The organism is Nocardioides sp. Arc9.136 (assembly GCF_030506255.1).
Lineage (GTDB): Bacteria > Actinomycetota > Actinomycetes > Propionibacteriales > Nocardioidaceae > Nocardioides.
On record NZ_CP113431.1, the window covers coordinates 2,135,452 to 2,160,843 of the forward strand.

At 73.3% G+C, this 25,392-nt stretch carries 26 protein-coding genes; 17 read left to right on the plus strand and 9 right to left on the minus strand.

From position 1 onward, the window contains the following. Window positions 1–14 precede the first annotated feature (14 nt). Complete coding sequence (locus OSR43_RS10415; RefSeq protein ID WP_302271421.1) at window positions 15–155, plus strand: hypothetical protein; 141 nt, start codon at window positions 15–17, stop codon at window positions 153–155. Here OSR43_RS10415 and OSR43_RS10420 read toward each other — a convergent pair. Then, window positions 152–646 carry an aminoacyl-tRNA deacylase gene (locus tag OSR43_RS10420; protein ID WP_302271423.1) on the minus strand — a complete coding sequence of 165 codons (495 nt, stop codon included), beginning with the start codon at window positions 644–646 and terminating at the stop codon, window positions 152–154. The two genes, OSR43_RS10415 and OSR43_RS10420, sit on opposite strands and share 4 nt — an antisense overlap. Further along, window positions 643–1,266: a class I SAM-dependent methyltransferase gene (locus OSR43_RS10425; RefSeq protein WP_302271426.1), complete on the minus strand. Its 624-nt coding sequence runs from the start codon at window positions 1,264–1,266 to the stop codon at window positions 643–645. The genes OSR43_RS10420 and OSR43_RS10425 overlap by 4 nt, the downstream gene beginning before the upstream one ends. Before the next feature lie 39 nt (window positions 1,267–1,305). Here OSR43_RS10425 and dop point away from each other — a divergent pair, with 39 nt between their 5' ends. The 14 genes from dop (at window position 1,306) to OSR43_RS10495 (ending at window position 16,037) form a co-directional block, all read left to right on the plus strand. Next, complete coding sequence (gene dop / locus OSR43_RS10430; protein ID WP_302271428.1) at window positions 1,306–2,814, plus strand: depupylase/deamidase Dop; 1,509 nt, start codon at window positions 1,306–1,308, stop codon at window positions 2,812–2,814. A gap of 17 nt (window positions 2,815–2,831) precedes the next feature. After that, window positions 2,832–3,029: a ubiquitin-like protein Pup gene (locus OSR43_RS10435; protein WP_302271430.1), complete on the plus strand. Its 198-nt coding sequence runs from the start codon at window positions 2,832–2,834 to the stop codon at window positions 3,027–3,029. Next, window positions 3,026–3,895, plus strand: coding sequence for a proteasome subunit beta (gene prcB / locus OSR43_RS10440; RefSeq protein WP_302271433.1), 870 nt, complete (start codon window positions 3,026–3,028; stop codon window positions 3,893–3,895). The genes OSR43_RS10435 and prcB overlap by 4 nt, the downstream gene beginning before the upstream one ends. Continuing rightward, window positions 3,892–4,650: a proteasome subunit alpha gene (gene prcA / locus OSR43_RS10445; RefSeq protein WP_302271436.1), complete on the plus strand. Its 759-nt coding sequence runs from the start codon at window positions 3,892–3,894 to the stop codon at window positions 4,648–4,650. The genes prcB and prcA overlap by 4 nt, the downstream gene beginning before the upstream one ends. A gap of 599 nt (window positions 4,651–5,249) precedes the next feature. After that, entirely contained in the window at window positions 5,250–6,611 is a 1,362-nt protein-coding gene (pafA, locus tag OSR43_RS10450) for a Pup--protein ligase (protein ID WP_302271439.1), read from the plus strand. A 105-nt stretch (window positions 6,612–6,716) separates the two neighbouring features. Continuing rightward, a complete protein-coding gene (locus OSR43_RS10455) occupies window positions 6,717–7,658 on the plus strand; it encodes an FKBP-type peptidyl-prolyl cis-trans isomerase (protein WP_302271441.1) in 942 nt (313 codons plus the stop codon). A gap of 60 nt (window positions 7,659–7,718) precedes the next feature. Continuing rightward, window positions 7,719–8,720 (plus strand): YafY family protein, encoded by a 1,002-nt coding sequence (locus OSR43_RS10460; RefSeq protein WP_302271443.1) that lies wholly within the window; start codon window positions 7,719–7,721, stop codon window positions 8,718–8,720. Continuing rightward, on the plus strand, window positions 8,717–9,778 hold the full coding sequence (locus OSR43_RS10465; protein ID WP_302271445.1) for a YafY family protein: 1,062 nt from the start codon (window positions 8,717–8,719) through the stop codon (window positions 9,776–9,778). The genes OSR43_RS10460 and OSR43_RS10465 overlap by 4 nt, the downstream gene beginning before the upstream one ends. 8 nt (window positions 9,779–9,786) lie before the next feature. Continuing rightward, window positions 9,787–10,053 carry a Sec-independent protein translocase subunit TatA gene (gene tatA, locus OSR43_RS10470; protein ID WP_302271446.1) on the plus strand — a complete coding sequence of 89 codons (267 nt, stop codon included), beginning with the start codon at window positions 9,787–9,789 and terminating at the stop codon, window positions 10,051–10,053. Between the two features lie 10 nt (window positions 10,054–10,063). After that, window positions 10,064–10,906: a twin-arginine translocase subunit TatC gene (tatC, locus tag OSR43_RS10475; RefSeq protein ID WP_302271447.1), complete on the plus strand. Its 843-nt coding sequence runs from the start codon at window positions 10,064–10,066 to the stop codon at window positions 10,904–10,906. Further along, window positions 10,903–11,310, plus strand: a complete 408-nt coding sequence (locus OSR43_RS10480; RefSeq protein WP_302271448.1) for a hypothetical protein — start codon at window positions 10,903–10,905, stop codon at window positions 11,308–11,310. Before tatC ends, OSR43_RS10480 begins: the two co-directional genes overlap by 4 nt. A gap of 48 nt (window positions 11,311–11,358) precedes the next feature. Beyond that, window positions 11,359–12,318: a DUF389 domain-containing protein gene (locus OSR43_RS10485; RefSeq protein ID WP_302271450.1), complete on the plus strand. Its 960-nt coding sequence runs from the start codon at window positions 11,359–11,361 to the stop codon at window positions 12,316–12,318. A 48-nt stretch (window positions 12,319–12,366) separates the two neighbouring features. Beyond that, the gene (locus tag OSR43_RS10490) at window positions 12,367–13,248 is read left to right on the plus strand and encodes a diacylglycerol kinase (protein ID WP_302271452.1); all 882 of its coding nucleotides are present in this window, start codon (window positions 12,367–12,369) and stop codon (window positions 13,246–13,248) included. Continuing rightward, window positions 13,245–16,037 (plus strand): RNA helicase, encoded by a 2,793-nt coding sequence (locus OSR43_RS10495; RefSeq protein ID WP_302271454.1) that lies wholly within the window; start codon window positions 13,245–13,247, stop codon window positions 16,035–16,037. Before OSR43_RS10490 ends, OSR43_RS10495 begins: the two co-directional genes overlap by 4 nt. A 144-nt stretch (window positions 16,038–16,181) precedes the next feature. On the opposite strand, the gene OSR43_RS10500 is transcribed toward OSR43_RS10495, so the two are convergent. Next, window positions 16,182–16,838, minus strand: a complete 657-nt coding sequence (locus OSR43_RS10500) for an SDR family oxidoreductase (protein ID WP_302271456.1) — start codon at window positions 16,836–16,838, stop codon at window positions 16,182–16,184. Between the two features lie 37 nt (window positions 16,839–16,875). Further along, entirely contained in the window at window positions 16,876–17,778 is a 903-nt protein-coding gene (locus OSR43_RS10505; RefSeq protein ID WP_302271659.1) for a 5'-3' exonuclease, read from the minus strand. Window positions 17,779–17,894: 116 nt separating this feature from the next. Here OSR43_RS10505 and OSR43_RS10510 point away from each other — a divergent pair, with 116 nt between their 5' ends. Further along, window positions 17,895–18,374: an Lrp/AsnC family transcriptional regulator gene (locus OSR43_RS10510; protein WP_302271458.1), complete on the plus strand. Its 480-nt coding sequence runs from the start codon at window positions 17,895–17,897 to the stop codon at window positions 18,372–18,374. Between the two features lie 429 nt (window positions 18,375–18,803). Here OSR43_RS10510 and OSR43_RS10515 read toward each other — a convergent pair whose 3' ends face one another. From OSR43_RS10515 to OSR43_RS10535, 5 genes are read right to left on the minus strand one after another with little or no spacing between them, the layout of a single operon-like run. Next, window positions 18,804–20,210: a KamA family radical SAM protein gene (locus tag OSR43_RS10515; protein WP_302271459.1), complete on the minus strand. Its 1,407-nt coding sequence runs from the start codon at window positions 20,208–20,210 to the stop codon at window positions 18,804–18,806. Between the two features lie 58 nt (window positions 20,211–20,268). Beyond that, window positions 20,269–20,865 (minus strand): GNAT family N-acetyltransferase, encoded by a 597-nt coding sequence (locus OSR43_RS10520; RefSeq protein WP_302271460.1) that lies wholly within the window; start codon window positions 20,863–20,865, stop codon window positions 20,269–20,271. Then, window positions 20,862–22,493: an amidohydrolase gene (locus tag OSR43_RS10525; RefSeq protein WP_302271461.1), complete on the minus strand. Its 1,632-nt coding sequence runs from the start codon at window positions 22,491–22,493 to the stop codon at window positions 20,862–20,864. The genes OSR43_RS10520 and OSR43_RS10525 overlap by 4 nt, the downstream gene beginning before the upstream one ends. Further along, window positions 22,490–23,959 carry an AMP-binding protein gene (locus tag OSR43_RS10530; protein ID WP_302271463.1) on the minus strand — a complete coding sequence of 490 codons (1,470 nt, stop codon included), beginning with the start codon at window positions 23,957–23,959 and terminating at the stop codon, window positions 22,490–22,492. The genes OSR43_RS10525 and OSR43_RS10530 overlap by 4 nt, the downstream gene beginning before the upstream one ends. Continuing rightward, window positions 23,952–24,698, minus strand: a complete 747-nt coding sequence (locus OSR43_RS10535) for an enoyl-CoA hydratase/isomerase family protein (RefSeq protein WP_302271465.1) — start codon at window positions 24,696–24,698, stop codon at window positions 23,952–23,954. Before OSR43_RS10535 ends, OSR43_RS10530 begins: the two co-directional genes overlap by 8 nt. Window positions 24,699–24,799: 101 nt before the next feature. Here OSR43_RS10535 and OSR43_RS10540 point away from each other — a divergent pair, with 101 nt between their 5' ends. Continuing rightward, window positions 24,800–25,372 (plus strand): TetR/AcrR family transcriptional regulator, encoded by a 573-nt coding sequence (locus OSR43_RS10540; RefSeq protein WP_302271468.1) that lies wholly within the window; start codon window positions 24,800–24,802, stop codon window positions 25,370–25,372. Window positions 25,373–25,392 lie beyond the last annotated feature (20 nt).

Below are 25,392 nucleotides of genomic sequence, written 5' to 3' on the forward strand. Positions count from 1 at the left end.
TCGCGCCGGGACCGTTGCGGGTAACGGTCCCGGCGCGGCGGCACACCCCCGAGGCCGCCCGGAGAAAGGACACCCCTGTGTTGAAGATCCTGCTCATCGTGCTCGTGGTCCTGGCGATCCTGTACGTCGCCTCGATGCTGCTCCGGCGCCGCTAGGCGCCGTCGCCGGCCGGTTCGGTGACGTCGGCGACCTGCGCGCCCACCGCGGCGACCAGGTCGTCGGCGTCGACCGACAGCCCGGCGCCGGGCTCGCCGGCGCCGACCGAGATCCGTCCGCGCACCCGGGTGTCGGCGATGACAGGCAGCGCGGTCCGGCTGCCCAGCGGGGTGATCGTCCCTCGGCGGTAGCCGGTCACCTCGAACGCCTCGTCGGCGGAGGCCATCGTCAGCCGGTTGACGGCGAGGAGCGCGCGCAGCCGGGGCCAGGAGATCTGCCGGTCCCCGGGCACCAGCAGGAACCGGTGGTCACCCGCCGACACCCGCACCACCATGGTCTTCACCAGCTGTCGCGGCTCGACGCCGCGGGCGACGGCCGCCTCCGCCAGCGACGCGGCCGGCCCGTGCCGCACCACCTCGTGCTCGAGCCCCAGCCGCCGGGCGGCCGCTGCGACACGCTCGGCCCCCGTGAGCTGCTGGTCCTCGCTCACGGCGCCACCGCCCGGCCGACGAAGCAGTGGGTCCAGGGCCGGCTCACAGCGGGGCCGGGCAGCCCCACCTCGGTCAGCTCCTCCACCACCAGCCCGGCCGCCTCGACGAGCGCGGGCACGTCGCGGCTGAGGTGGCACCCACCGCACACCGTCCGCTGCACCGGGTCGAGCCGTCGCTGCCACCGGGCCACCCGGTCGTCCGGCGCCAACCCGTGCTCGAGGAGGTGCAGCGCGCCGCCGGGTCGCAGCACGCGACGTACCTCCGCCAGCGCGGCCGCGGGGTCGGGGACGGTGCACAGCGTGAAGGTCGTCAACGCGGCGTCGTACGACGCGTCGGGTGCGTCGAGCCGCTGCCCGTCGAGGCCGGCCCGGCGCACCGGGACCCGACCCGCTCCACGGCGCCCGGCCGACAGCTCCCAGCCGACGTCGGACGGCTCCACCGCGTCGACCGACGCCACCGACGTGGGGTAGCAGGGCAGGTTGAGCCCGCTGCCGAACCCGATCTCCAGGACCCGCCCGGACAGGCCCTCGCAGGCCGCCTCCCGCAGCACGGTCACGTCGGCGCCGGCGAGCGCCCGGTCGGTCAGGTGCGGGACGACCCGCTCGGTCCACAGGCCCATCCCGGCAGCCTAGGCCCGCCCGCCCCGTAGGCTCGGGCCATGAGCGTGCGGCGCGTGATGGGCACCGAGGTGGAGTACGGCATCTCGGTGACCGGCCAGCCCCTGGCCAACCCGATGGTCGCCTCCTCGCAGGTGGTCAACGCCTACGCGTCCGCGACCACTCAGGCCCGCCGCGCCCGGTGGGACTTCGAGGAGGAGTCGCCGCTGCGCGACGCCCGCGGGTTTGACATGTCCCGCCAGGTCGCCGACGCCAGCCAGCTCACCGACGAGGACCTCGGGCTCGCCAACATCATCCTGACCAACGGCGCCCGGCTCTACGTGGACCACGCCCACCCGGAGTACTCCACACCGGAGGTCACCACCCCGCTCGACATCGTCCGCTGGGACAAGGCGGGGGAGCAGGTGATGCTCGACGCCCAGCGCCGGGCCGCGCAGCTGCCGGGGGGCGCGCCGATCGCGCTGTACAAGAACAACACCGACGGCAAGGGCGCGTCGTACGGCGCGCACGAGAACTACCTGATGCGCCGGTCGACGCCGTTCGCCGAGATCGTCCGGCACCTGACGCCGTTCTTCGTGAGCCGCCAGGTGGTCGCGGGCGCCGGGCGCGTGGGCATCGGCCAGGACGGCCGCACCCACGGTTTCCAGGTCAGCCAGCGTTCGGACTTCTTCGAGGTCGAGGTCGGCCTCGAGACGACGCTCAAGCGGCCGATCATCAACACCCGCGACGAGCCGCACGCCGATCCCGAGAAGTACCGCCGGCTGCACGTCATCATCGGCGACGCCAACCTGGCGGAGGTCTCGACGTACCTCAAGGTCGGCACCACCGCGCTGGTGCTGTCGATGATCGAGGACCGGTTCATCACCGTCGACCTGACCGTGGACGGGCCGGTCTCGGCGCTGCGCGCGGTCTCCCACGACCCGACCCTGAAGCAGACCGTCACGCTCCGCGACGGCCGCCGCCTGACCGCCGTCCAGCTCCAGCTGGAGTACCTCGACCTCGCCCGCAAGTACGTCGAGGACCGGTACGGCGCCGACGCCGACGCCCAGACCCTCGACGTGCTCGCCCGCTGGGAGTCGGTGCTCGACCGGCTCGAGCGCGACCCGATGCTCTGCGCGCGCGAGCTGGACTGGGTCGCGAAGCTCAAGCTGCTGGAGTCCTACCGCTCCCGCGACGGGCTGGACTGGGACGACGCCAAGCTGGCTCTGATAGACCTCCAGTACTCCGACATCCGCCCCGAGAAGGGGCTCTACGCCAAGCTCGTCGCCGGCGGCCGCATCGAGCGGCTGCTCGACGACGCGGCGGTGGTCGCCGCGATGCACGACCCTCCGGAGGACACCCGCGCCTACTTCCGCGGGCGCTGCCTGGAGAAGTACGCCGAGCACGTCGCCGCGGCGTCCTGGGACTCGGTCATCTTCGACCTGCCCGGTCGCGAGTCGCTGCAGCGCGTGCCGACCATCGACCCGTTGCGGGGCAGCCGCGCGCACGTCGGGGCGCTGCTGGACCGATGTGAGACGGCCGAGGACTTGTTCACCGCTCTCACCCGCTGACTGAGTAGGGTCGAGGCATGGCACAGGAGCAGAAGCAGCCGAAGAGGTCCTCGGAGACCGAGGAGGTCGTCGAGACCGCCCCGGAGACCGATGTCGCGGAGCGCAAGGAAGCCCTGGACAGCGATGTCGACGACATCCTCGACGAGATCGACGACGTCCTCGAGACCAACGCCGAGGACTTCGTGAAGTCGTTCATCCAGAAGGGCGGCCAGTGACCGACCCCCGCCTGCCCGCTGCCTACCTGCAGCCGGGCGTCTCGTCGTTCGCCGACTTCCTCGCCGACCAGGCCCCCGACCTGCTCCCCGCGCGCCGGGCGGTGCCCCCGGGCAACGCCGGCGACCTCGCTCCGCACGGCACCACGATCGTTGCGGCGACCTTCCCGGGCGGCGTGGTGATGGCCGGTGACCGCCGCGCCACGATGGGCAACATCATCGCCCAGCGCGACATCCAGAAGGTCTTCCCAGCCGACGAGTTCTCCGCCGTCGGCATCGCCGGCACCGCCGGCCTCGCCGTCGAGATGGTGCGGCTCTTCCAGACCGAGCTCGAGCACTACGAGAAGATCGAGGGCACCACGCTGTCGATGGACGGCAAGGCCAACCGGCTCGCCGCCCTGATCCGCGGGAACCTCGGCATGGCCATGCAGGGGCTCGCGGTCGTGCCGCTCTTCGCCGGCTACGACCTGCAGGCCGGCCAGGGCCGGATCTTCAGCTACGACGTCACCGGCGGCCGCTACGAGGAGACGGCGTTCCACTCGGTCGGCTCCGGCTCGCTGTTCGCCCGCGGGGCGCTGAAGAAGCTCTACCGCGAGGACCTCAGCCCCGAGGACTGCGTGACCGTCGTCGTCCAGGCGCTGTACGACGCCGCCGACGACGACTCCGCCACGGGCGGGCCGGACCTGACCCGCCGGATCTTCCCGGTCGTGCAGGTGATCACCGCCGAGGGCGGCCGCCGGATGTCCGACGAGGAGGTCGCCGCCATCGCCGACCGGGTGATCGCCGGGCGGATGAACCGCCCCGACGGGCCCGCCGCGCCCCTGACCGGTCCCTCGACCGGCCCCTCGACCGGAGGTGACGTGCGATGAGCACCCCGTTCTACGTCTCGCCCGAGCAGCTGATGAAGGACCGGGCGGACTTCGCGCGCAAGGGCATCGCGCGCGGCCGGTCGGTCGTCGCGGTGCAGTACGCCGACGGCGTCCTGTTCGTCTCCGAGAACCCCTCCCAGGCGCTGCACAAGGTCTCCGAGATCTACGACCGGATCGCCTTCGCCGCGGTCGGGCGCTACAACGAGTTCGAGAACCTGCGGATCGCCGGCGTGCGGCTCGCCGACATGCGCGGTTACGCCTACGACCGGCGCGACGTGACCGGCCGCGGGCTGGCCAACGCCTACGCCCAGACGCTCGGCACGATCTTCTCCAGCGGCGGCGAGAAGCCCTACGAGGTGGAGATCTTCGTCGCCGAGATCGGCGACGAGCCGTCCTCGGACCAGATCTACCGCCTCACCTACGACGGCCAGGTCGCCGACGAGCACGGGTACGCCGTCATGGGCGGCGCCGCGGAGGTCGTCACCTCCCACCTCAAGCAGCACTACCGCCAGGGCGCGGGGCTCGAGGAGGCGCTCAAGACCGCGGTCGCCGCGCTCGGGCACACCGACACCGAGGACCGCGTCATCCCCGTCGACGACCTCGAGGTCGCCGTCCTGGACCGCAGCCGCGGCCAGCAGCGGAAGTTCAGCCGCCTGTCCCCGGCTCGGCTCGAGGTGCTGCTCGGCGGCCGCGGCGAGACCTCGCCGTCCCAGGTGCACCCGGAGGACGACCCGCCGGTCGCCCCGCCCGCCTGACCCGCCGCTGGTCGAGCCGGCGAGGCCGTCGAGACCCGGTGACCGTCCCTTCGGCGGTGGGCACCTCACCGGGTCTCGACGACGCTCGGCGCCGGCAGCGCGCGGCGCGGCGTACCCGCTTGTCGAGCAGGCGAGCCCCGGCGATCCGTCGTCGAGACCCGGTGACCGTCTCTTCGGCGGCGGGTACCTCACCGGGTCTCGACGACGCTCGGCGCTGGCGCGCCTTCCTGCTCGACCAACGGGCCCGGCGGTGGGCACCTCACCGGGTCTCGACGACGCTCGGCGCTGGCGCGCCTCCCTGCTCGACCAGCAGAGCGCGGCGCGGCGTACCCGCTGGTCGAGCAGGCGAGCCCTGGCGAGCCGTCGTCGAGACCTGGTGACCGTCCCTTCGGCGGTGGGCACCTCACGGGGTCTCGACGACGCTCGGCGCTGGCGCGCCTCCCTGCTCGACCAACGGGCTCGGCGGTGGGCACCTCACCGGGTCTCGACGACGCTCGACCAACGGGCCCGGCGCCGGGGCGCCTCCCGCTCGACCCGCTGGTGCCTGCGTACGTCGTCGGTTCCACCCCTGACGACCAGGCGGTGCGTAGTGTGCATCCATGGACCGCCGGATCTTCGGGATCGAGAACGAGTACGGCGTCACGTGCACGTTCAAGGGCCAGCGCCGCCTCTCGCCCGACGAGGTCGCGCGCTACCTGTTCCGCAAGGTCGTGAGCTGGGGCCGCTCGAGCAACGTCTTCCTGCGCAACGGCGCCCGGCTGTACCTCGACGTGGGCAGCCACCCCGAGTACGCCACCCCCGAGTGCGACGACATCACCGAGCTGGTCACCCACGACAAGGCGGGGGAGCGGGTCCTCGAGGGGCTGCTGCTCGACGCCGAGCAGCGGCTCCACGACGAGGGCATCGCCGGCGAGATCTACCTGTTCAAGAACAACACCGACTCGGCCGGCAACTCCTACGGCTGCCACGAGAACTACCTGGTCGGCCGCAGCGGCGAGTTCTCCCGCCTGGCCGACGTGCTGATCCCGTTCCTCGTGACCCGCCAGATCGTCGTGGGCGCCGGCAAGGTGACCCACACCCCGCGCGGCGCCGGCTTCAGCGTCAGCCAGCGTGCGGAGCACATCTGGGAGGGGGTCTCGAGCGCCACCACGCGCAGCCGCCCGATCATCAACACGCGCGACGAGCCGCATGCGGACGCGGAGAAGTACCGCCGCCTCCACGTCATCGTCGGCGACTCGAACATGAGCGAGACCACGACCATGCTCAAGGTCGCCAGCTGCGACCTGGTGCTGCGCATGATCGAGGAGGGGGTCGTGATGCGCGACCTCACCATGGAGAACCCGATCCGGGCCATCCGCGAGATCTCCCACGACGTCACCGGGACGCGCAAGGTGCGCCTCGCGAACGGCCGGGAGGCGAGCGCGCTGGAGATCCAGGGGGAGTACCTCTCCAAGGCCCGTGACTTCGTGGACCGCCGCGGGATCAGCACCCCGGTCATCGAGCAGGCCCTCGACCTGTGGGAGCGCGGGCTGAAGGCAATCGAGTCCGACGACCTCGGCCTGGTCGACCGCGAGATCGACTGGGTCATCAAGTGGAAGCTCATCGAGGCCTACCGCGCCAAGCACGGCCTCCCGCTGGGGCACCCGCGGATCGCGCAGCTCGACCTCGCCTACCACGACATCCACCGAGGTCGGGGGCTCTACTACCTGCTGGAGAAGCGGGGCAAGGTCGCCCGGGTGACCACCGACCTGAAGATCTTCGAGGCCAAGTCGGTGCCGCCGCAGACCACCCGTGCCCGGCTGCGCGGCGAGTTCATCCGCAAGGCGCAGGAGCGCCGGCGCGACTTCACCGTCGACTGGGTGCACCTCAAGCTCAACGACCAGGCGCAGCGCACCGTGCTGTGCAAGGACCCGTTCCGGGCGTACGACGAGCGGGTGCAGCGGCTCATCGACGGCATGTGACCCGGCCGGCGGCCGGCGTCGTGGCGGGCCTCGTCCAGGGTTCTCTCAGCCACCGCTTGTAGGGTGGCGCCGCTCCGACCCGCCCAGCTCCTGAAGGTGAACTCCGTGTATCGACGTCTGCGTCGTCCTGCTCTTGTCCTGCTGCCGGCCCTGCTGGCCGCCTCGCTGACCGCGTGCGGCGACGACGAGGGCGAGGGGACCACCTCCGGCGACCGCGAGCGGCTCGACGCCGTCAGCGTCTCCGGTGACGTCGGTGAGCAGCCGAAGGTCGAGTGGAAGGGCAGGATGTCCGCCGACGACATCGAGACCGAGACCCTCGTCGAGGGCGACGGCGAGGAGCTCGAGGACGGCGACCAGGTCGTCACCAACATCTGGATCGGCAACGGCTTCACCCAGGAGAAGTCCTACAGCACCTACGACGACAAGCAGCCCCAGACGCTGACGGTCGGCGACGACCTCGCGCCGATCTTCGCCGACGTGCTCGACGGCCAGAAGCTGGGCTCGCGCGTCGCGGTCACGGCCTCGGCCGACGAGGCCTTCGGCGAGGCCGGCAACCCGGGCCTGAACATCGCCAACAAGGACTCGGTCCTGGTCCTCGTCGACCTGGTCGAGGAGTACGTCCCGCCGAAGCCCAAGGACGTCGGCGCCGGTCAGGTCCCCCGCATCGTCTTCGGCGCGAAGGGCGACCCGGTCCGGCTGGACTTCAAGGGCCTGCCCAAGCCCGACGCCGAGGGCGACCTGCTGCGCCACGTCGTCCGCGAGGGCAAGGGCAAGACGCTCACCGAGGACAGCACGGTCAAGGCCGACTACCTCGGCATGGTGTACGGCGGCGGCAAGCCGTTCGACGAGAGCTTCTCCAAGCAGCCCGCCGAGTTCTCCCTGCAGCAGGTCGTGCAGGGGTGGACCCTCGGCCTCTCCGGCCTCAAGGTCGGCAGCCGCGTCCTGCTCTCGATCCCGCCGGACCTCGGCTACGGTGACCAGGAGCAGCCGGGCATCCCGGCCGGCAGCACGCTCTACTTCGTCGTGGACATCGTCTCCGCGAAGTGACGCGTCGCGACGCCCCGGCCGCCCGCGGCCGGGGCGTACGCAGGTGAGTGGAGGAGTGCGGTGAGCGGGACGACCGGCAAGAAGACCGAGCGCCTGCTCAACCTGTTGATCATGCTGCTCGTCCAGCGCCGGTTCGTGCCCAAGGAGCGGATCCGGTCGATCCTCTACCCGGGTACCAGCGACGAGGCGTTCGAGAAGATGTTCGAGCGCGACAAGGACGAGCTGCGCTCGCTCGGCGTGCCGATCGAGGTCGGGCAGATCGACGCCTACTTCGACGACGAGCCCGGCTACCGCATCCGTCCCGACGAGTTCGCGCTGCCCGCGATCGACCTGGAGGCCGACGAGGCCTCGGTCATCGCGCTGGCCACCAAGGTGTGGGAGCACGCGCGGCTGGCCGACGCCACGACCGAGGCGGTCCGCAAGCTGGTCGCGCTCGGCGTGCCCGTCGACGTCAGTGCCCTCGACATCGTCGAGCCGCGGCTGAGCGCCGACGAGCCGTCGTTCGACGTGTTCCTCGAGGCCACCACCGAGCGGACGCCGGTGGAGTTCGAGTACCTCCGCAGCGGTGCGACCACGCCGACGCTGCGGCACCTGCAGCCGTGGGGCGTCGCGCGCTACTCGGGCCGCTGGTACGTCGTGGGCCTCGACACCGACCGCGGCGCCGAGCGCGTCTTCCGGCTCTCCCGCGTCCAGGGGCAGGCCCGCCGGACCGGCGAGCCGGGGTCGTACGACGTCCCGCCGGGCACCGACGTGCGGGCCGTCGCCCGTCGGCTGGCGCCACCGCCGAGCAGCGACCGCACCGTCGTGCTGGTGCGCGCCGGCGCCGGGCACGCACTGCGCCGCAACGCCGACGAGACCGAGGCCGGCGTGCCCGGCCCCGATGACCGGACCCCGTGGGACCGGCTGGTGCTGACCCGGGGGATCCCCGGCGCGGCCGACGAGATCCTGGCCCACGGGGCCGACGTGCTGGTCGAGGAGCCCGCGTGGCTGCGCGACCAGGTCGTCGAGCGGCTGACCGCGGCCGTCGCCCTGGCCGGCGCGACCTCGGAGCAGGTGTCGTGAGCCCGCGACGCACCACCCCGGCGCCGGCGAAGCAGCCGGCCAGCGGTGCCAAGGACCAGGTCGCGCGGCTGCTGGCGCTCGTGCCGTACCTCCACGCCCACGACCAGGTCCGCGTCGACGACGCGGCGGCGGCCCTCGGCGTGCCGGCCGACCAGGTCGTCAAGGACCTCAAGGTGCTGCTGATGGTCGGCCTGCCGGGCGGCTACCCCGACGACCTGATCGACGTCGACCTGGACTCCCTCGAGGGACCGGAGGCCGACGGGGTCATCCGGATCTCCAACGCCGACTACCTCGCCCGACCGCTGCGGCTGACCCCGACGGAGGCGACGGCGATCATCGTGGCGCTCCGCGCACTGCGCGGCGGCGCCGGCGAGGAGACGCGCGAGATCGTCGACCGCGCGCTGGGCAAGCTCGAGGCGGCCGCGGCCGAGGCGGCTCCCCGGGTGGACCCCGGCCTCGACGCCGCGGACGTCGACCTCGCGCTGCGCGCCACCCGGCTCCAGCAGGCGGCCGACCGACGCCGGCAGGTCCGGATGACCTACTGGGTGCCGAGCCGCGACGAGCAGTCCGAGCGGGTGGTCGACCCGCGCGGGGTGGTGAACCACCACGGGTGGTCCTACCTGGACGCGTGGGACCACGGCGCCGAGGCCCCGCGCCTCTTCCGGCTGGACCGGATCCGCGACCTCGAGGTGCTCGACCGGCCGATCGATACCGAGCCGGCGGCGCCGCGCGACCTCAGCGAGGGGATCTTCAGCCAGTCCGACGAGACCCGTCGGGTGACCCTGCGGCTGGAGCCGCCCGCGCGGTGGGTGACCGAGTACTACCCCGTCGAGGGCGTCCGCACCGGCGCGGACGGCTCGCTCGAGGTGGACCTCGTCGTGGCCGAGGACCGGTGGCTGCTCCGGCTGCTGCTGCGGCTCGCGCCGGACGCGCAGGTCGTCGTACCCCGAGAGTTCACCGAGACGTTCAGGGCGGCGGCACAGGATGCGCTCAGCCTTTACGACCAACCGGGCGTAGGATGGTCCACGACACACCGCCCGGCTCCACAGCACCCGTGAGGATCCTCATGCTCCCGCTCGTCGCAGGCCTCGGCACCACCGAGCTGCTCATCATCCTGGCCGTGCTGATCCTGCTGTTCGGTGCCTCCAAGCTCCCCGAGCTGGCCCGCGGCAGCGGTCGCGCCCTGCGCATCTTCAAGGCCGAGACCAAGGGCCTGATGGACGACGACGAGGACGAGGCGGCCAAGACGCCCGAGCAGCGCGAGATCGAGGCTCGCCAGCAGGCGCTGCTGGACGCCGAGACCGAGCGCCAGCGCCGCGGCGACACCGCCTGATCCGGGTCGCTTGTCCATCTCCGGGGTCTTCGACCTCTTCCGGGGTCGACCGCACCACCCGGTGGGCGCGGACGGCCGCATGGCGCTGTCCGACCACCTCCGTGAGCTCCGGGCGCGGCTGCTCAAGGCGGTCGTGTTCTTCCTCATCGCCTTCGCGGTCGGCCTGGTCTTCTACGACCCCTACCTGCTCGACCTGATCCTCGACCCGTACTACGACGCCCAGGCGGCCCTGCCCGGTGTCGAGACCAAGGCGTACATCGCCTCGGCCGGCGGCCCGCTCCTGCTGCAGCTGAAGCTCGCCGGCGTCGCGGCGATCGTCGCGAGCAGCCCGTTCTGGCTCTACCAGATCTGGGCGTTCATCGTGCCCGGCCTGCACGCCCACGAGCGGCGCTGGACGCGGGTCTTCGCCGCGATCGCCGGGCCGATCTTCATCATCGGCGTCGCGACCGGTTACTACGTGCTGCCCAAGGGCCTCGAGGTCCTCATCGGCTTCACCCCCGAGGGCCTGGAGAACCTCGTCGAGTTCGGCGAGTACTTCGGCTTCTTCACCCGGATGCTGCTGGTCTTCGGCGTCGCCTTCGAGATCCCGCTGTTCGTCATCATGCTCAACCTGGCGGGGGTGGTGACCGGCAAGGCGCTCGGCCGGTACCGCCCCTGGATCATCATCGGCACGTTCGTCTTCGCCGCCGTGGCCACGCCGTCGACCGACCCCTTCTCCATGCTGATGCTCGCGCTCCCGATGCTCGTGCTCTTCGTGGTGGCCGAGGTGGTCGCCCGGCTGGTCGACCGCTCCCGCGGGCGCGGTGCCGGGAGCACCGACCAGTGGGACGACGACGCGCTGTCGCCGCTGTGACGCCCGCGCCGCTCGCGCCGCAGGACCCCTTCGGCCTCCCGGACTGGCTGGGGGAGGGCGACGTGCTCTGGACCCCCGAGGCCGGCGTACGCACCGGCCACCTCGTGCGTGGCACCCTCGAGGGAGGCGCCGAGGAGTTCCCCTGCGACCTGCTGGCCCTCGACGAGGCGTGGCCGGCGCCCGTCGCCGACGAGGACGCTCGTCGACGCGCCCACCAGGCCTGGCGCCACGGCCAGGTCGACCTGGTGCGCCGCGACGACCGGCTCGCGCTGGCCGTGCCGGGGACGGCGTTCACCGCCGACCGCGTCCTCGACGCCCTCGAGCGGCTGGCGCGGGCCGTGGGTGCGGACCCCGACCGCTACGCCGCGCTCCTGCGCATCGGCAGCGACCGCCGCTCCCACTAGGGCGACGGCACCGCGCCTGCCCGGTCGGCGGGGTGCACACTGCGTGTCGTGCTGCACCTGCGGATCACCTCCCCGGCCGCGCTGACCGACCAGGTCGTCGCGGTCTTCCACGACGACCCCGCCGTCAGCCAGCTCGCGGTCATGGCGGGCGCCTCGGTCCGCCCGGCCGGCGACATCGTGCTCGTCGACGTGGCCCGGGAGGCCGCGAACGACCTCCTCGACCGGCTCGACCGGCTCGGGCTCCCCGAGTGCGGGACGATCCACGTCGAGCCCGTGACGACCTGGGTCTCCCGCGCCGGCTACGACGCCGAGCGGCACACGCCGGGGTCCAGCGCCGACGCCGTGGTCTGGGCCGACGTCACCCAGCGGGCGTACGAGGAGTCCGAGCTGAACTGGACCTACCTGGCGTTCATGACCCTCGCGACGCTGCTCGCCTCGGTCGCGATCGTCGTCGACTCCCAGGTGCTGGTGATCGGCGCGATGGTCCTGGGGCCGGAGTTCGTGGCCATCGCCGCGCTGGGCCTGGCGGCGGTGCGCCGCCGCGGCACCCTCTTCGCGCGGGCGGCCCGGACGCTGGTGGTCGGCTTCGCCGCCGCGATCGGCACCGCGACCCTCGCCGCGCTGGCGGCGCGGTGGCTCGGCTGGGTGCACGCCTCGGACGTGACGGGGGACCGGCCGGGGACCGACTTCATCTACTCGCCGGACCGGTGGTCCTTCGTGGTGGCGCTCATCGCCGCCGCCGCGGGCGTGCTGTCCCTGACCTCGGCGAAGGTCGGCGGCCTGTCGGGCGTCTTCATCTCCGTCACCACGGTGCCTGCGGCCGGCAACGTCGCGCTCGGCGTGGCGTTCGGGGCGACCGAGGAGATCGTCGGCAGCGTGCTCCAGCTGGCCGTGAACATCGGCGGGATGGTGCTCGCCGGCTGGGCCACCCTGGCCCTCCAGCAGGTCGTGTGGGCCCGGATGGCGCGCCACCGGTCCCGGCGGCTCGCGCACGACCCGATCGGCTGATCGACCGATCGGCGTCGGCGGCTGCCGCTCGGCGGTAGGTTCCTGCGCGTGGCCGGCAGCTCCCGCGAGATCGCGCTCCTGACCAACCCCTCCGCCGGCAAGGGCCGCGGCGCCCGCCACCGCACCGCCGCGCTCGGGCGGTTCCGCGACGCCGGCCTGTCCGTCCGGGACCTCGTCGGCCGCGACGCCGACGAGGCGCGGGACCTGGCGCACGCCGCCGTCGCCGACGGCGTCGAGGCGGTCGTGGTCTGCGGCGGTGACGGGATGACGCACCTCGCCGTCCAGGTGCTCGCCGGCACCGGCGTCCCGCTCGGCCTGGTCCCGGCCGGCACCGGCAACGACGTGGCGAGGTCCCTCGACCTGCCGCGGACCGACCCGCTCGCGGCGGCCGACCGGGTCCTCGCGGGCCGCACCCGCACCATCGACCTCGCGCGGTCGGGCTCGCGGTACTTCGTCAGCGTGCTCGCCGCCGGGTTCGACGCGATCGTCAACGAGCGCGCGAACGCCATGACGTGGCCGCGCGGCCAGATGCGCTACAACCTCGCCACCCTCGCCGAGCTGCGCGTCTTCGAGCCGCTGCCGTACACGATCGAGGTCGACGGGCACCGGATCCGCACCGACGCCATGCTCGTGGCGGTCGGCAACGGCCCCTCCTTCGGCGGCGGGCTGCGGATCACCGAGGGCGCCTTGCTCGACGACGGCATGCTGGACGTCGTGATCATCAAGCCGCTGAGCAAGGCCGGCCTCGTGCGGGCCTACCCCCGCCTGTTCGCCGGCACCCACACCCGCTTGCCGCAGTACGAGCACCACCGGGCGCGCCGCGTGACCGTGGCCGCACCGGGGATCGTGTCGTACGCCGACGGCGAGCGGTTCGGCCCGCTGCCCCTGACCGTCGAGTCCGCGCCCGGCGCGCTTACCGTTCTCGCATGAGCGCCGAGGAGCCCGAGACCGACCAGCTCAGCCCCGCGCAGCGCTACGCGGCGTACCGGGCGACCAAGCAGCACCCCGTCCTCAAGGACTTCCGGGCCCTCCACGAATTCCCCCTCGACGACTTCCAGGTGCGCGCCTGCGAGCACATCGAGGAGGGCCGCGGCGTGCTCGTCGCCGCGCCCACCGGGTCCGGCAAGACGATCGTCGGCGAGTTCGCGATCCACCTGGCGCTCGCGACCGGGCGCAAGGCGTTCTACACGACGCCGATCAAGGCGCTGTCGAACCAGAAGTACAACGACCTCGTCCGGCGCTACGGGCCCGAGCAGGTCGGCCTGCTGACCGGCGACAACGTCGTCAACGGCGAGGCACCGATCGTGGTGATGACCACCGAGGTGCTGCGCAACATGCTCTACGCGGGGTCGCGCACGCTGATCGGCCTCGGCTACGTCGTGATGGACGAGGTGCACTACCTCGCCGACCGGTCACGCGGCGCGGTCTGGGAGGAGGTCATCATCCACCTCCCCGAGTCGGTCTCGCTGGTGTCGCTCTCGGCGACGGTCTCCAACGCCGAGGAGTTCGGCGAGTGGCTCGAGACCGTCCGCGGCGACACCGCCACCATCGTGGAGGAGAAGCGGCCCGTGCCGCTCTACCAGCACGTGATGGTGGGCCGCCGGCTGCTCGACTTGTTCGCCTCCTCTGACGTCGACGCGGCGGCGGGCTTCGTCAAGGAGGGCGCTCCGGTCAACGACGAGCTGATGAAGGTGGCCCGCGACGACTGGGCGGCGTCCCGCATCAAGGACCGCCGCTCCGCGCGGGGCTCGGGTGCCCGGGGAGCCCGCCAGGTCGGGAACGGCCGGCGCGTGTGGATCCCCAGCCGGTACGACGTGATCGACCGGCTCGAGCGGGAGAACCTGCTGCCGGCCATCGTCTTCATCTTCAGCCGCGTGGGCTGCGACGCGGCCGTCACCCAGTGCCTCAACGCCGGGGTCCGGCTCACCACGCCCGCCGAGCGCGACGAGATCCACGCCTACGTCGAGGAGGCCACCCGGCACCTGGCCAAGGAGGACCTGCACGTCCTGGGCTACCACGACTTCCTCGAGGGGCTGACCCGCGGCGTCGCCGCCCACCACGCGGGCATGCTGCCGGCGTTCAAGCAGTGCGTGGAGGAGATGTTCCTCCGCGGGCTGTGCAAGGTGGTCTTCGCGACCGAGACGCTCGCGCTCGGCATCAACATGCCTGCTCGCACGGTCGTCATCGAGAAGCTCACCAAGTGGAACGGCGAGAACCACGCCGACATCACGCCGGGGGAGTACACCCAGCTCACCGGTCGCGCCGGCCGTCGCGGGCTCGACGTCGAGGGCCACGGCGTGGTCATGTGGCAGCCGGGCATGAACCCGCGCGAGCTCGCCGGCCTGGCCTCCACCCGCACCTACCCGCTCCGGTCGTCGTTCCGCCCGTCGTACAACATGGCGGTCAACCTGGTGAACCAGTTCGGCCGGGCGCGGTCCCGCGAGCTGCTCGAGCAGTCCTTCGCCCAGTTCCAGGCCGACAAGGCCGTCGTCGGCCTGGCCCGCCAGCTGCGCAAGAGCGAGGACGCGCTGCAGGGCTACCGCGACGCCGCGCAGTGCCACCTCGGCGACTTCATGGAGTACGCCGGGCTCCGCCGCCGCATCTCGGACCTGGAGAAGGACGCCAGCCGCGCACGCCGGCAGGACCGTCGCGACGAGGTGATCGCCTCCCTCGCGCGGCTCAAGGTCGGCGACGTGATCGACGTGCCGTCGGGGAAGTTCGCCGGGTACGCCGTCGTGGTCGACCCCGGCTACAGCGACGAGGGCCCGCGGCCCTACGTCGTCACCCTGGACCGCCAGGCGCGCCGGCTCGGGATGATCGACTTCCAGACGCCGGTGGAGTCGCTCGCCCGGCTGCGGGTGCCGCGCAGCTTCAACGGGCGCAACCCGCAGATGCGCCGGGACCTCGCTGCGGCGCTGCGCACCCGGACCCGCGACCTGCCCCCCGCCCAGCTGCGGCGGAAGTCCTCGCCCGGCGACGCCGGGCTGGACCCCGAGGTGGCCGAGCTGCGCCGGAAGCTCAAGGAGCACCCGTGCCACGCGTGCCCGGAGCGGGAGGACCACAGCCGCTGGGCCGAGCGCTACTTCAAGCTCGAGCGCGACGCCCAGACCCTCGCCCGGCGGGTGGAGCAGCGGACCAACACGGTGGCGCGCCAGTTCGACCGCGTCTGCGACGTGCTCACCGTCCTGGACTACCTCCAGGGCGAGGAGGTCACCGACCGCGGTCGGCACCTGATGCGGATCTACTCCGACATGGACCTGCTGGCCGCCGAGTGCATGCGCAACGGGCTCTGGGACGACCTCACCGCCTCCGAGCTCGCGGCCGTCCTGTCGGTGCTGGTCTTCGAGGCCCGCCGCGCCGACGACCAGTCCTCCCCGCGCATCCCCGGTGGCCGCGTCCGCGGGGTCGTCGAGGAGATGGGCCGGCTGTGGGGGGACCTCGACCGGCTCGAGAAGGAGCACCGGCTCGACTTCCTGCGCCAGCCCGACCTCGGCTTCGCCTGGATGGCCTACCGCTGGGCCGAGGGCGACGAGCTCGACGACGTGCTGGGGGCCTCCGAGCTCGGCGCCGGCGACTTCGTGCGCTGGATGAAGCAGCTGCTCGACCTCGCGGGCCAGGTCGCCGACGCGGCGGGCGAAACCCCGCTCCGCGGCACCGCCCGCGACGTCGTCAAGCGCCTGCGCCGCGGCGTCGTGGCGTACTCCGGCCTGGCGGACTGACGCCCCGCCGCTGGTCCGGTCGGGCGGTCGCTGCGGCCGGTGGACGCCCGGCGGGGGGGGTAGTCCGGCACACCTGCGCCCCGGAACGGTCCCGCAAGGGCGCTCGCGTGGCGGACTACCCCGCTGGGCGGGACCGCGGAGGGGTCAGGACGCGGCGGCGACCGCGTCCGCGATCGGGGTGTCGCCGCCGACCAGCTCCCACTGGTGGCCGATGGTGGCGTCCTCGTCCAGGCAGACGGCGAGCACGCCGGCCACGTCGGAGCGGGTCACCTCGCCGCGCTCGACGGACTCGGCGAGGGTGACCAGGCCGGTCCCGGGGTCGTCGGTGAGGGCGCCGGGGCGGATGATCGTCCAGGCCAGCCCGCTCTCTCGCAGGGCGGCGTCGGCGTCGCGCTTGGCCTCGACGTACACCCTCCAGACGTCCTCGGCGTCGTCGGGGAGGGGCTCGTCGACGCCGATGGCCGAGACCTGGACGAAGCGCTCGATGCCGGCCGTGCGGGCGCCCTCGATCGACTTCAGGGAGCCGCCGAGGTCGACGGTGCGCTTCCGCTCCACGTTGCCGTCGGGGCCACCACCCGCGGCGAAGACCACCGCGTGGCAGCCCTCGAAGGCCTCGGCGAACGCCGCGGCGTCCTGCTGCTCGATGTCGAGCATCCGCACGACCGCGCCCTTCTCCTCCAGCTCGTCGCGGTACTCCTCCTTGCGGACGAGCGCGACGGGCGTGTGCCCGCGCGCGGCGAGCGTCGTGATGAGGTGCTGGGCCACCTTGCCGTGGCCCCCGACGATGGCGATCTGACTCATGCACCCCACCGTACGGACGCGCCGGTGAGGTCCCCCGTCAGCGAGCCAGGACCGCGGTGAGCCGCTCGACGGGGCTGCCGAGAGCCCACTTCTCGGCCAGGGCGGCGAGCCGCTCGGGGTCGCGTGGTGTCGTCGGCAGCGACGTGCGGGAGCGGTCGAGGTCGATGTCCCGCGCGACGGCGACGACCCGCGGTGCGACCTCGAGGTAGTCGGCGGCGGCAGCGAGCTTGGCGCGCGGGCCGGGCCCCATGCCGGAGTCCGGGTCGAGGGCCGCCGCCCGGATGCCTGCCATGTCGCCGTGGCGCCCGAGCAGGCTCGCGGCGGTCTTGTCACCGACACCGGCGACACCGGGGAGGCCGTCGGAGGCGTCCCCGCGGAGCGTGGCGAAGTCGGCGTACTGGCGGGCGTCGACGCCGTACTTCGCCCGCACCCAGTCGTTCGTCACCCGCTCGTGGTTGCCGACCCCCCGCGCGATGTAGAGGACCCGCACGTCCGCCTCGTCGTCGACCAGCTGGAACAGGTCCCGGTCACCGGTCACCACGTCGACGGGCTGGCCGGCCCCGGTGGCCAGGGTGCCGATGACGTCGTCGGCCTCGTAGCCGTCCGCACCCAGCACGCAGATGCCGAAGGCCTCCAGCACCTCGCGGATGATCGGCACCTGGACGCCCAGCGGGTCGGGGACCTCCTCGACGTCGGGGGAGCCCGCGACCTCCTCGACGACCCGGTGCGCCTTGTACGACGGCAGCAGGTCGACCCGCCACTCCGGCCGCCAGTCGTTGTCCCAGCAGCAGACCAGGTCGGTCGGTCGGTAGTCGTCGACCAGCCGGCTGATGAAGTCCAGCAGGCCGCGGACCGCGTTGACCGGCGTACCGTCCGGCGCCTTGATCTCCGGCACGCCGAAGAAGGCCCGGAAGTACATGGAGGCGGTGTCGAGGAGCATCAGGCGGCCGGGCTGGGTGGTCACGGGCGCATCCTGTCAGAACCTGAGCGGGCGCCGTCGCCACCGATCCGGACGCCCGCACCCGCCGGGCGCCCGGCGTGGCTAGGGTGGCCGCCGTGAGCGCTCCCGACGTCGAGGCAACCGACCGGCACATCCTCGAGCTGCTCGCGACCGACGGACGGATGTCCTTCACCGACCTCGGCAAGGCGACCGGCCTGTCCACCTCGGCGGTCCACCAGCGGGTCAAGCGCCTCGAGCAGCGTGGCCTGATCCTCGGGTACGGCGCGACGGTCGACCACGAGCAGGTCGGGCTGCCGCTGACGGCGTTCATCTCGATCCGCCCGATCGACCCTTCCCAGCCCGACGACTCCCCGGACCGGCTCCGCGCGATCAGCGAGATCGAGTCCTGCTGGTCGGTCGCGGGGGAGGAGTCCTACATCCTCAAGGTCAGGACCGAGACGCCGTCGGCCCTGGAGGGCCTGCTGGCGCGCATCCGCGCCGCCGCCAACGTCTCCACCCGCACGACGATCGTGCTCAACACGTTCTACGAGAACCGCCCGGTCCGGGGCGCCGAGCCGGAGGTCGACGAGGGCTGACGGCCGCCGGTCGAGCAGCGGGCAGGGTCGCTGGGCAAGGCCGTGGGTACCTCACCGGGTCTCGACGACGGCTCGCTGGCGCTCGCCTGCTCGACCAACACGACCTCACCGGGTCTCGACGACGGCTCGCTGGCGCTCGCCTGCTCGACCAACAGGACGCCACCGCTGGTCGAGCAGCGAAGGCCCGCTAGGGCGTGAGCGTCGTCGAGACCCCGCGAGCGGCCCGGGGCGGTGGGTACGTCACCGGGTCTCGACGACGGCTCGCTGGCGCTCGCCTGCTCGACCAGCAGGACGCCACCGCTGGTCGAGCAGCGAAGGCCCGCTAGGGCGTGAGCGTCGTCGAGACCCCGCGAGCGGCCTGGGGCGGTGGGTACCTCACCGGGTCCCGACGACGGCTCGCTGGCGCTCGCCTGCTCGACCAGTGGGCGGTCAGGTCAGGGAGAGCTGGGCGTCGAGGGCGGCCCGCTCGGCCCACCAGGCGCGTCCGGCGGCGGGCAGGGTGTGGATCGGGTCGTAGTAGTCGTAGGTGCGGGTGAGCGCCTCGGGGTCGGCCGCCTCGATCGACGTGCGGTAGTTCTTCGTCCACGACGAGACGCCGCGCTCGGTGTCGTACGCCGTCACCTGGTGCACCCACCGCTTGCCGACGAACGGCACGTCGCAGACGATCCGCGGCGTCGCGAAGCCGGGGAGGTAGCCCATGATCGCGGTCTGCAGGCGCTGGGCGTCGGCCAACGAGACCCGCCAGTGCTCGGCGGCGGGGATCATGTCGCACATGTAGAAGTAGTACGGCGTGATCCCGGCGCCGTCGAGCAGGCCGAAGCACAGGTCGAGCAGGGCGTGCGGGTCGGCGTTCACGCCGTCGAGGAGGACGCCCTGGTTGCGCACGTCGCGCACGCCGGCCTCGAGCATCGCCCGGGCGGCGTCGGCGACGAGCGGCGTCACCGAGTGCGCGTGGTTGGCGTGGGTGTGGATGGCGAGCGCGACCCCGCGGGAGCGGGCGAGGGTGGCCACCCGCTCCACGCCGGCGCGGACCTCGTCCTGCAGCCAGTGCTGCGGCAGGCCGATCAGCGCCTTGGTGGCCAGCCGGATGTCACGGATGTTCTCGACCTCGAGCAGCGCGGTCACGAACGCCTCGAGGCGGGGCCACGGCATGTTGGCCACGTCCCCGCCGGAGACGACGACGTCGCGGACGCTCGGCGTACGACGCAGGTAGTCGACCATCGCCTCGAGCCGGTCGTTCGGCTTGGCGAGGAACTTCAGCTTGTCGACGGCGGGGGTGGAGTTGCCGACGAGGTCCATCCGCGTGCAGTGGCCGCAGTACTGCGGGCAGGTCGGCAGCAGCTCGGCGAGGACCTTGGTCGGGTAGCGGTGGGTCAGCCCCTCGGCCACCCACATGTCGTGCTCGTGGAGCGAGTCGCGGCTCGCGTAGGGGTGCGAGGGCCAGTCGGTGCGCCGGTCGGAGAACACCGGGATCATGTAGACCCGCAACGGGTCGCCGTAGAAGGCCTCGGTCAGGGACCCGGGCCCGGCGGGCGTCGCGTGGGGGACCATCGTGTTGAGCATCTGCGGGGGCACGAGCATCGACATGGTCGCGCGCTCGCGCTGGTCGCGCTCGAGGTCGGCGTAGAAGCGCTCGTCGAGCAGGTCGCCCATCAGGTCACGCAGCTGCTTGACGTTCTTGACGCAGTGCGAGCGCTGCCACTGCACCGACTCCCAGTCGGCCCGGGTGACGTCGCGCCAGCCGGGGAAGCGTGTCCAGTCGGGCTCGACCAGCTCGACCCGGCGGTAGGGGTAGGGCTGGCCGGTCTCCAGGCCGATGGAGGTCTCGATGCTCATGGCGGCACGTTAACGTCATCTTTGCGGCATCACCAGCACCACGCCGGAAGATCTTCGGTCAGATCAGTCCGCTCGCGTTCAACGTACGGCGCACGACGGGGTCACCTGGCTCGCGTCCGTAGCGCCAGCGGAAGACCGCCTCCACCACGGCGCGCAGCGGAGCGTCGTCGCCGACGCCGAGCGGGGTGTCCATGAGCAGCAGCCGCGGCGCGTGGCCGTCGTCGTGCGGCGGCTCGTAGTCGTGCACGGGGAGCAGCCGGCCACCGAGCCGCTCGTAGAAGACGATCCGCCTCCGGTGCTCCTCGACCAGGTCGGCGGCGAGCCCCGGCTCCGCGGGGTCCTCGACGTCCCACACGAGCCGCGTGCGTCCCTCGGTCGCCAGCAGGGCGGTCAGGTGCGCCCACATCGCCGAGCCCGTGCCGCGGCCGCGGCGCCCGACGGCGTAGTAGCGCAGGAACGTCCAGGTCGTGGGGCCGAGGTCGCGCACCAGCGCCAGGCCGGCCGGCCCGTCCTCGTCGACGTAGACCAGGAGCCGGTCCACCAGCAGGTCCTCGAACGGCGCGGTGAGCTCGTCGGGGAACGACGCCTCGTAGATCTCCCGGACCCGCGCCAGGTCGGTGGGGGAGAGGTCGGCGACCTCGACCAGCGTGCTCATCCGTGCACCAGCCGTCCGCCGAGGACCGTGCGGAGCACCTCGATGTCCCGGATCCGGGACGGGTCGACGCTCGCCGGGTCGTCCGAGAGCACGGCGAGGTCCGCCAGCCGCCCCGGCAGCACCTGCCCGCGCTCGTGCTCCTGGTGCGAGGCGTACGCCGACCCCAGGGTGTACGCCGTGAGCGCCTCCAGGCCGGTCAGCGCCTCCTCGCGGCCCAGCGCGCGACCACCCTCGGTCGTCCGGTTGACCAGGTCGTGGATGCCCACCAGCGGCCGCCCCTCGACGACCGGCCGGTCCGAGCTGCCGGGCACGACGATCCCGGCGTCGAGCAGCGACCGCCCGCGGTAGGCCCAGCCGGCCCGCTCCGGCCCGAGCGCGCGGAGCATCCCCTCGCCGATCTCGCCGACGAAGCGCCCCTGGGGGACGGGGACCACACCGAGCTCGGCGGACCGGGTGACCTGGTCGGGGCGCGCCACCCCGAAGTGCTCGATCCGGTGCCGCACGTCCGGCCGGGGCCAGCGGCGCTGCGCCTCGGCGTACGCGTCGAGGACGAGGTCGATGGCGGCGTCGCCGATGGCGTGCGCGGCGACGCGCCACCCGGACCGGTGGGCCTGGAGGATCCGGTCGCGCAGCGCCGCGGCGTCGTCCTGGAGGTAGCCGCGCGTGCCGGGGGTGTCGGTGAAGTCCTCGGTCATCGCGCAGGTGTGCCCGATCAGGGAGCCGTCGGAGAAGACCTTGACTGGCCCGATCCGCAGCCGGTCGTCGCCGAGCCCGGTGCGGATGCCGAGGTCGATCCCGGTGCCGAGGTCGTCGGCGGGGTGGGCGGTCAGCGGTCGGAGGACGTCGGCGGCGACCATCAGCTCGACCCGGACGGGCAGCCGGCCGGCGTCGCGCGCGGCCTGGTACGCGGCGACCTCGACCGGGCTCTTCCCGATCCAGCCACCGCCCACGCCGGCCTCCACGACGCTGGTGATCCCCTCGGCGAGGTACGCGTGCCCGGCGCGCTCGACCGCGTGGACCAGCGTGGCGACCGGGTAGGGGAGCACGAGCGGCGACAGCAGCGACTGGGCGGTCTCCTCGAGCAGCCCCGTCGGGCGGCCGGCGTCGTCGGTGACCACCCGCCCGCCGGGCACCTCGACCGGCGCGTCGGCGATGCCGAGGTCGGCGAGCACCGCGGACGAGACCACGCACATGTGCCCGGAGGCGTGCTTGAGCCAGACCCGACGGCCACCGGCCGCGCGGTCCAGGGCGTCCCGGTCGGGGTGGGCGCCGACCTTGTTCTCGTCGTACCCGGCGCCGACCACCCACTCGTCGGGGCCGAGGCCCGCGGCCCGCGCCGCGACCGCGTCGTACAGGTCGGCCAGCGAGGGCACCCGGAGGTCGACCTCGGCCAGGGAGAGCCCGTACCACGCCATGTGGTTGTGGGCGTCGTGGAAGCCCGGCACGACCGTCGCGCCGTCGAGGTCCACGACCCGGTGCGCCGGGACGTCCTCGAGCGCCACGACCCGGCCGTGGAGGATCGCCACCGATCCTGCGACCGCCGAGCGGTCGCGGCCGCCGAGCGTCCGGACCCGGGCGTTGGTGAGCAGCAGGTCGGCACGGAGGGTCCCGGCACGCGTGCCGGTCATGCCAGCTGCGCCTTCGCGACCCGGTGCGACGCGGTGAGCGGGAGGTCGTCGCGGACCGCCCAGCGGCTCGGCACCTTGAACGGCGCGAGCCGCTCCCCGCACCACGCGGCCAGCACCGCCGGGACCTGGTCGGCCGCCAGGCCCGGCGCGACGACGTACGCCATGACCTCCTCGCCGCGCACCTCGTCGGGGACGCCGACGACGGCCGCGAGACGCACCCCCGGGTGGCTCATCAGCACCTCCTCGACCTCGTGCGCCGCGACGTTCTCGCCGCTGCGCCGGATCATGTCCTTGAGCCGGCCCTGGAGGAAGACCCGGCCGTGCTCGTCGGTGCGGGCCAGGTCGCCCGTGGGGAACCAGCCGTCCCGGAACGGGCTGGGGTGGCCGAGGTAGCCGGTCATCATCCCCGGCCCGCGCAGCCACAGCTCGCCGTCGACGACCGTCGCCTCGCGGTGACCCGCCGGGCGTCCCAGGCAGCCGCTCCCCACCAGCTCGTCGTGGTCGGCGTCGGTGACCCGGATGTCGGCCCCGGTCTCGGTCATCCCGAACGCCTCGTACCACCCCACGCCCCAGCGCTCCTCGAGCTCGGCGTGCAGCGACGGCGGGATCGCCGAGCACTGCACGGCGCGCACGCGGTGGGCACGGTCCGCGGCGTCCGGCGGCATCCGCAGCAGCAGCACCGGCATCGACGCCAGGCAGTAGAAGTAGGTCACCCCGTGCGCACGGACCCGCTGCCAGAACGTCGAGGGGTGGAACCCGTCGAGCACCACCAGGTGCGCGCCCGCGAGCAGCGCGCTGACGACGTTCCACTGCGGGTCGACGTAGTGGAAGGGCTGAGCGGTCAGCATGACGTCGTCGCCGGTCAGGTGGGGGAACTCGCGCAGCATCGAGGAGCCGAGGGTGGTCCAGTACTCGTGGGTGAGCAGGCAGCCCTTGGGCCGGCCGGTGGTGCCGGAGGTGTACTGCACGTTGACGACGGCCCCGGGGTCGACCGGGCCCTGGACGTACGGCGCGGTCGGCCGCAGCTCCTCGACCAGCACGACCCGCGGCGGGCGGTCCAGGCCGTCCAGCACCGCCCGGTGGTCCGCGGCCGTGACCGCCAGCCGCACGCCGGCGTCGTCGACCAGGTGCTGGGCGTCGGCCGAGCGGTACCGGACGTTCAGCGGCACGATGGCCGCGCCGAGCCGGACGAGCGCCAGCCACGCCAGCGGGAAGCCCGGCTCGTTCCCGAGCACCACCGCCACCCGGTCGCCGGGCCGCACGCCGAGCTCGCGCAGCGCCTGGGCGTACGACGCCGTCCGCTCGGCCACCTCGGCGAACGTGAGGACGGTGGCGCCCCCGTCGGCCGCCTCGAAGGTCCACGCCGGCCGGTCCGGCCAGGTGGCCGCGGCGCGCTCGAGCGCGACCACCAGGTCCGCGGGGAGGCCGCCGGTCGAGTCACGGGGGAGGTCAGGCTGCTCAGCCACGGACGAACGCCTCACGCGGGGCGGCGCCCTCGCCGGACAGGGAGGTGAGGACCGCGTGGTCGACCTCGCGGGCGAGGGCCTCCCCGAAGCTCGCGTCGAGCCCCTGGTCGAGGACCTGCTTGGCCAGGCTGACCGCCAGGGGAGGGCGCTGGGCCAGCCGGCGGGCCAGGTCGAGCGCGACCTCCTCGAGGTCATCGGCAGGAACGGCACGCGCGACCATCCCGATCCGCGCAGCCTCGACACCGCTGACCCGTTCGCCGAGCAGCAGCAGCTCCTTGGCGCGGGCCCAGCCGACGAGGTGGGGGAGCAGCCGGGAGACGCCACCGGTCACCGAGAGCCCGACGCCGACCTCGGGGAACCCGAACGCGGCGTCCTCGGCGGCGACGACGACGTCGCAGGCCAGCGCGAACTCGCACCCGGCGCCGAGGGCGTAGCCGTGCACCGCGGCCAGGACGGGCGCCGGCAGCTCGCGGACGAGCCGGGTGACGTCCTGGATCGCCTCCAGCCGCGCGCGGGTCTGCAGCACGGTCTCGGCGGGCGGCTCTTCCTTGAGGTCGTGCCCGGCGCAGAAGGCGCGGCCGGCGCCACTCAGCACGACGGCCCGGGCGTCGTCGGCCATCGCCCGGCGCAGGGCGTCGACGAGCCGGTCGGTCAGCTCGGCGGTGACGGCGTTCAGCCGCTCGGGCCGGTCGAGCACGATCCGTGCCACCTGCCCGTCGAGCTCGTAGCGGACGACCACGCGCAATCCTCCTCACATCTTTGCCGATCGATCGATCGATCGGGCTAGGGTGACCGTAGGCCGCGGCGGGCGGCCGGCACAAGCGGTCCGGAGGAGGAGACGTGGCGGGAGCCGGGGAACGGGTGCGGGAGGCGGCCCTGGAGCTGTTCGCCGAGCGCGGCTTCCACGGGGTCGGCATCCGCCAGCTCGCCGAGCGGGCCGGGCTGTCCTCGGCGTCGCTCTACCACTACATGGGCACCAAGGAGGACCTGCTCGCGGCGATCATGCGTGAGTGCCTGGACCGGCTGCTCGGCGACGCGGAGGCCGCGACCGCCGCGCACCCCGACCCGGTCGCCCGGGTCGACGCCCTGGTCCGGGCCCACGTGGTCAGCCATGCCGAGCGGCCGCGCGAGACACGCGTCGTGGACGGCGAGCTGGCCGCGCTGACGGGGGAGGCCCGCGCCGAGGTGGTCGCGCTGCGCGACCGCTACGAGCGGGTGTGGCAGCAGGCGATCGACGCCGGGGCCGCCAGCGGCGTCTTCGTGGTCGGCGACCCGGCGGTCGCCAGACGGGCACTGCTGGAGATGTGCAGCGGCGTCGCGCGGTGGTACGACGCCAGCGGCCCGATGGGTCTCGAGCAGCTCGCCGACCTCTACGCCGGCATGGCCCGCCAGCTGCTCGGTGTGCGCCCCTGAGGAGCCGGACCGGGTCGGCC

Bases quoted from the DNA above. Each gene is read 5' to 3' on its own strand.
- OSR43_RS10520 (WP_302271460.1), bottom strand. From the start codon at position 20,865: ATGAGCACGCTGGTCGAGGTCGCCGACCTCTCCCCCACCGACCTGGCG.
- OSR43_RS10525 (WP_302271461.1), bottom strand. From the start codon at position 22,493: ATGACCGGCACGCGTGCCGGGACCCTCCGTGCCGACCTGCTGCTCACC.
- OSR43_RS10495 (WP_302271454.1), top strand. From the start codon at position 13,245: ATGAGCGCCGAGGAGCCCGAGACCGACCAGCTCAGCCCCGCGCAGCGC.
- dop (WP_302271428.1), top strand. From the start codon at position 1,306: ATGAGCGTGCGGCGCGTGATGGGCACCGAGGTGGAGTACGGCATCTCG.
- tatA (WP_302271446.1), top strand. From the start codon at position 9,787: ATGCTCCCGCTCGTCGCAGGCCTCGGCACCACCGAGCTGCTCATCATC.
- OSR43_RS10515 (WP_302271459.1), bottom strand. From the start codon at position 20,210: ATGAGCATCGAGACCTCCATCGGCCTGGAGACCGGCCAGCCCTACCCC.
- pafA (WP_302271439.1), top strand. From the start codon at position 5,250: ATGGACCGCCGGATCTTCGGGATCGAGAACGAGTACGGCGTCACGTGC.
- OSR43_RS10425 (WP_302271426.1), bottom strand. From the start codon at position 1,266: ATGGGCCTGTGGACCGAGCGGGTCGTCCCGCACCTGACCGACCGGGCG.
- OSR43_RS10435 (WP_302271430.1), top strand. From the start codon at position 2,832: ATGGCACAGGAGCAGAAGCAGCCGAAGAGGTCCTCGGAGACCGAGGAG.
- OSR43_RS10505 (WP_302271659.1), bottom strand. From the start codon at position 17,778: ATGCTCCTCGACACCGCCTCCATGTACTTCCGGGCCTTCTTCGGCGTG.
- OSR43_RS10500 (WP_302271456.1), bottom strand. From the start codon at position 16,838: ATGAGTCAGATCGCCATCGTCGGGGGCCACGGCAAGGTGGCCCAGCAC.
- prcA (WP_302271436.1), top strand. From the start codon at position 3,892: ATGAGCACCCCGTTCTACGTCTCGCCCGAGCAGCTGATGAAGGACCGG.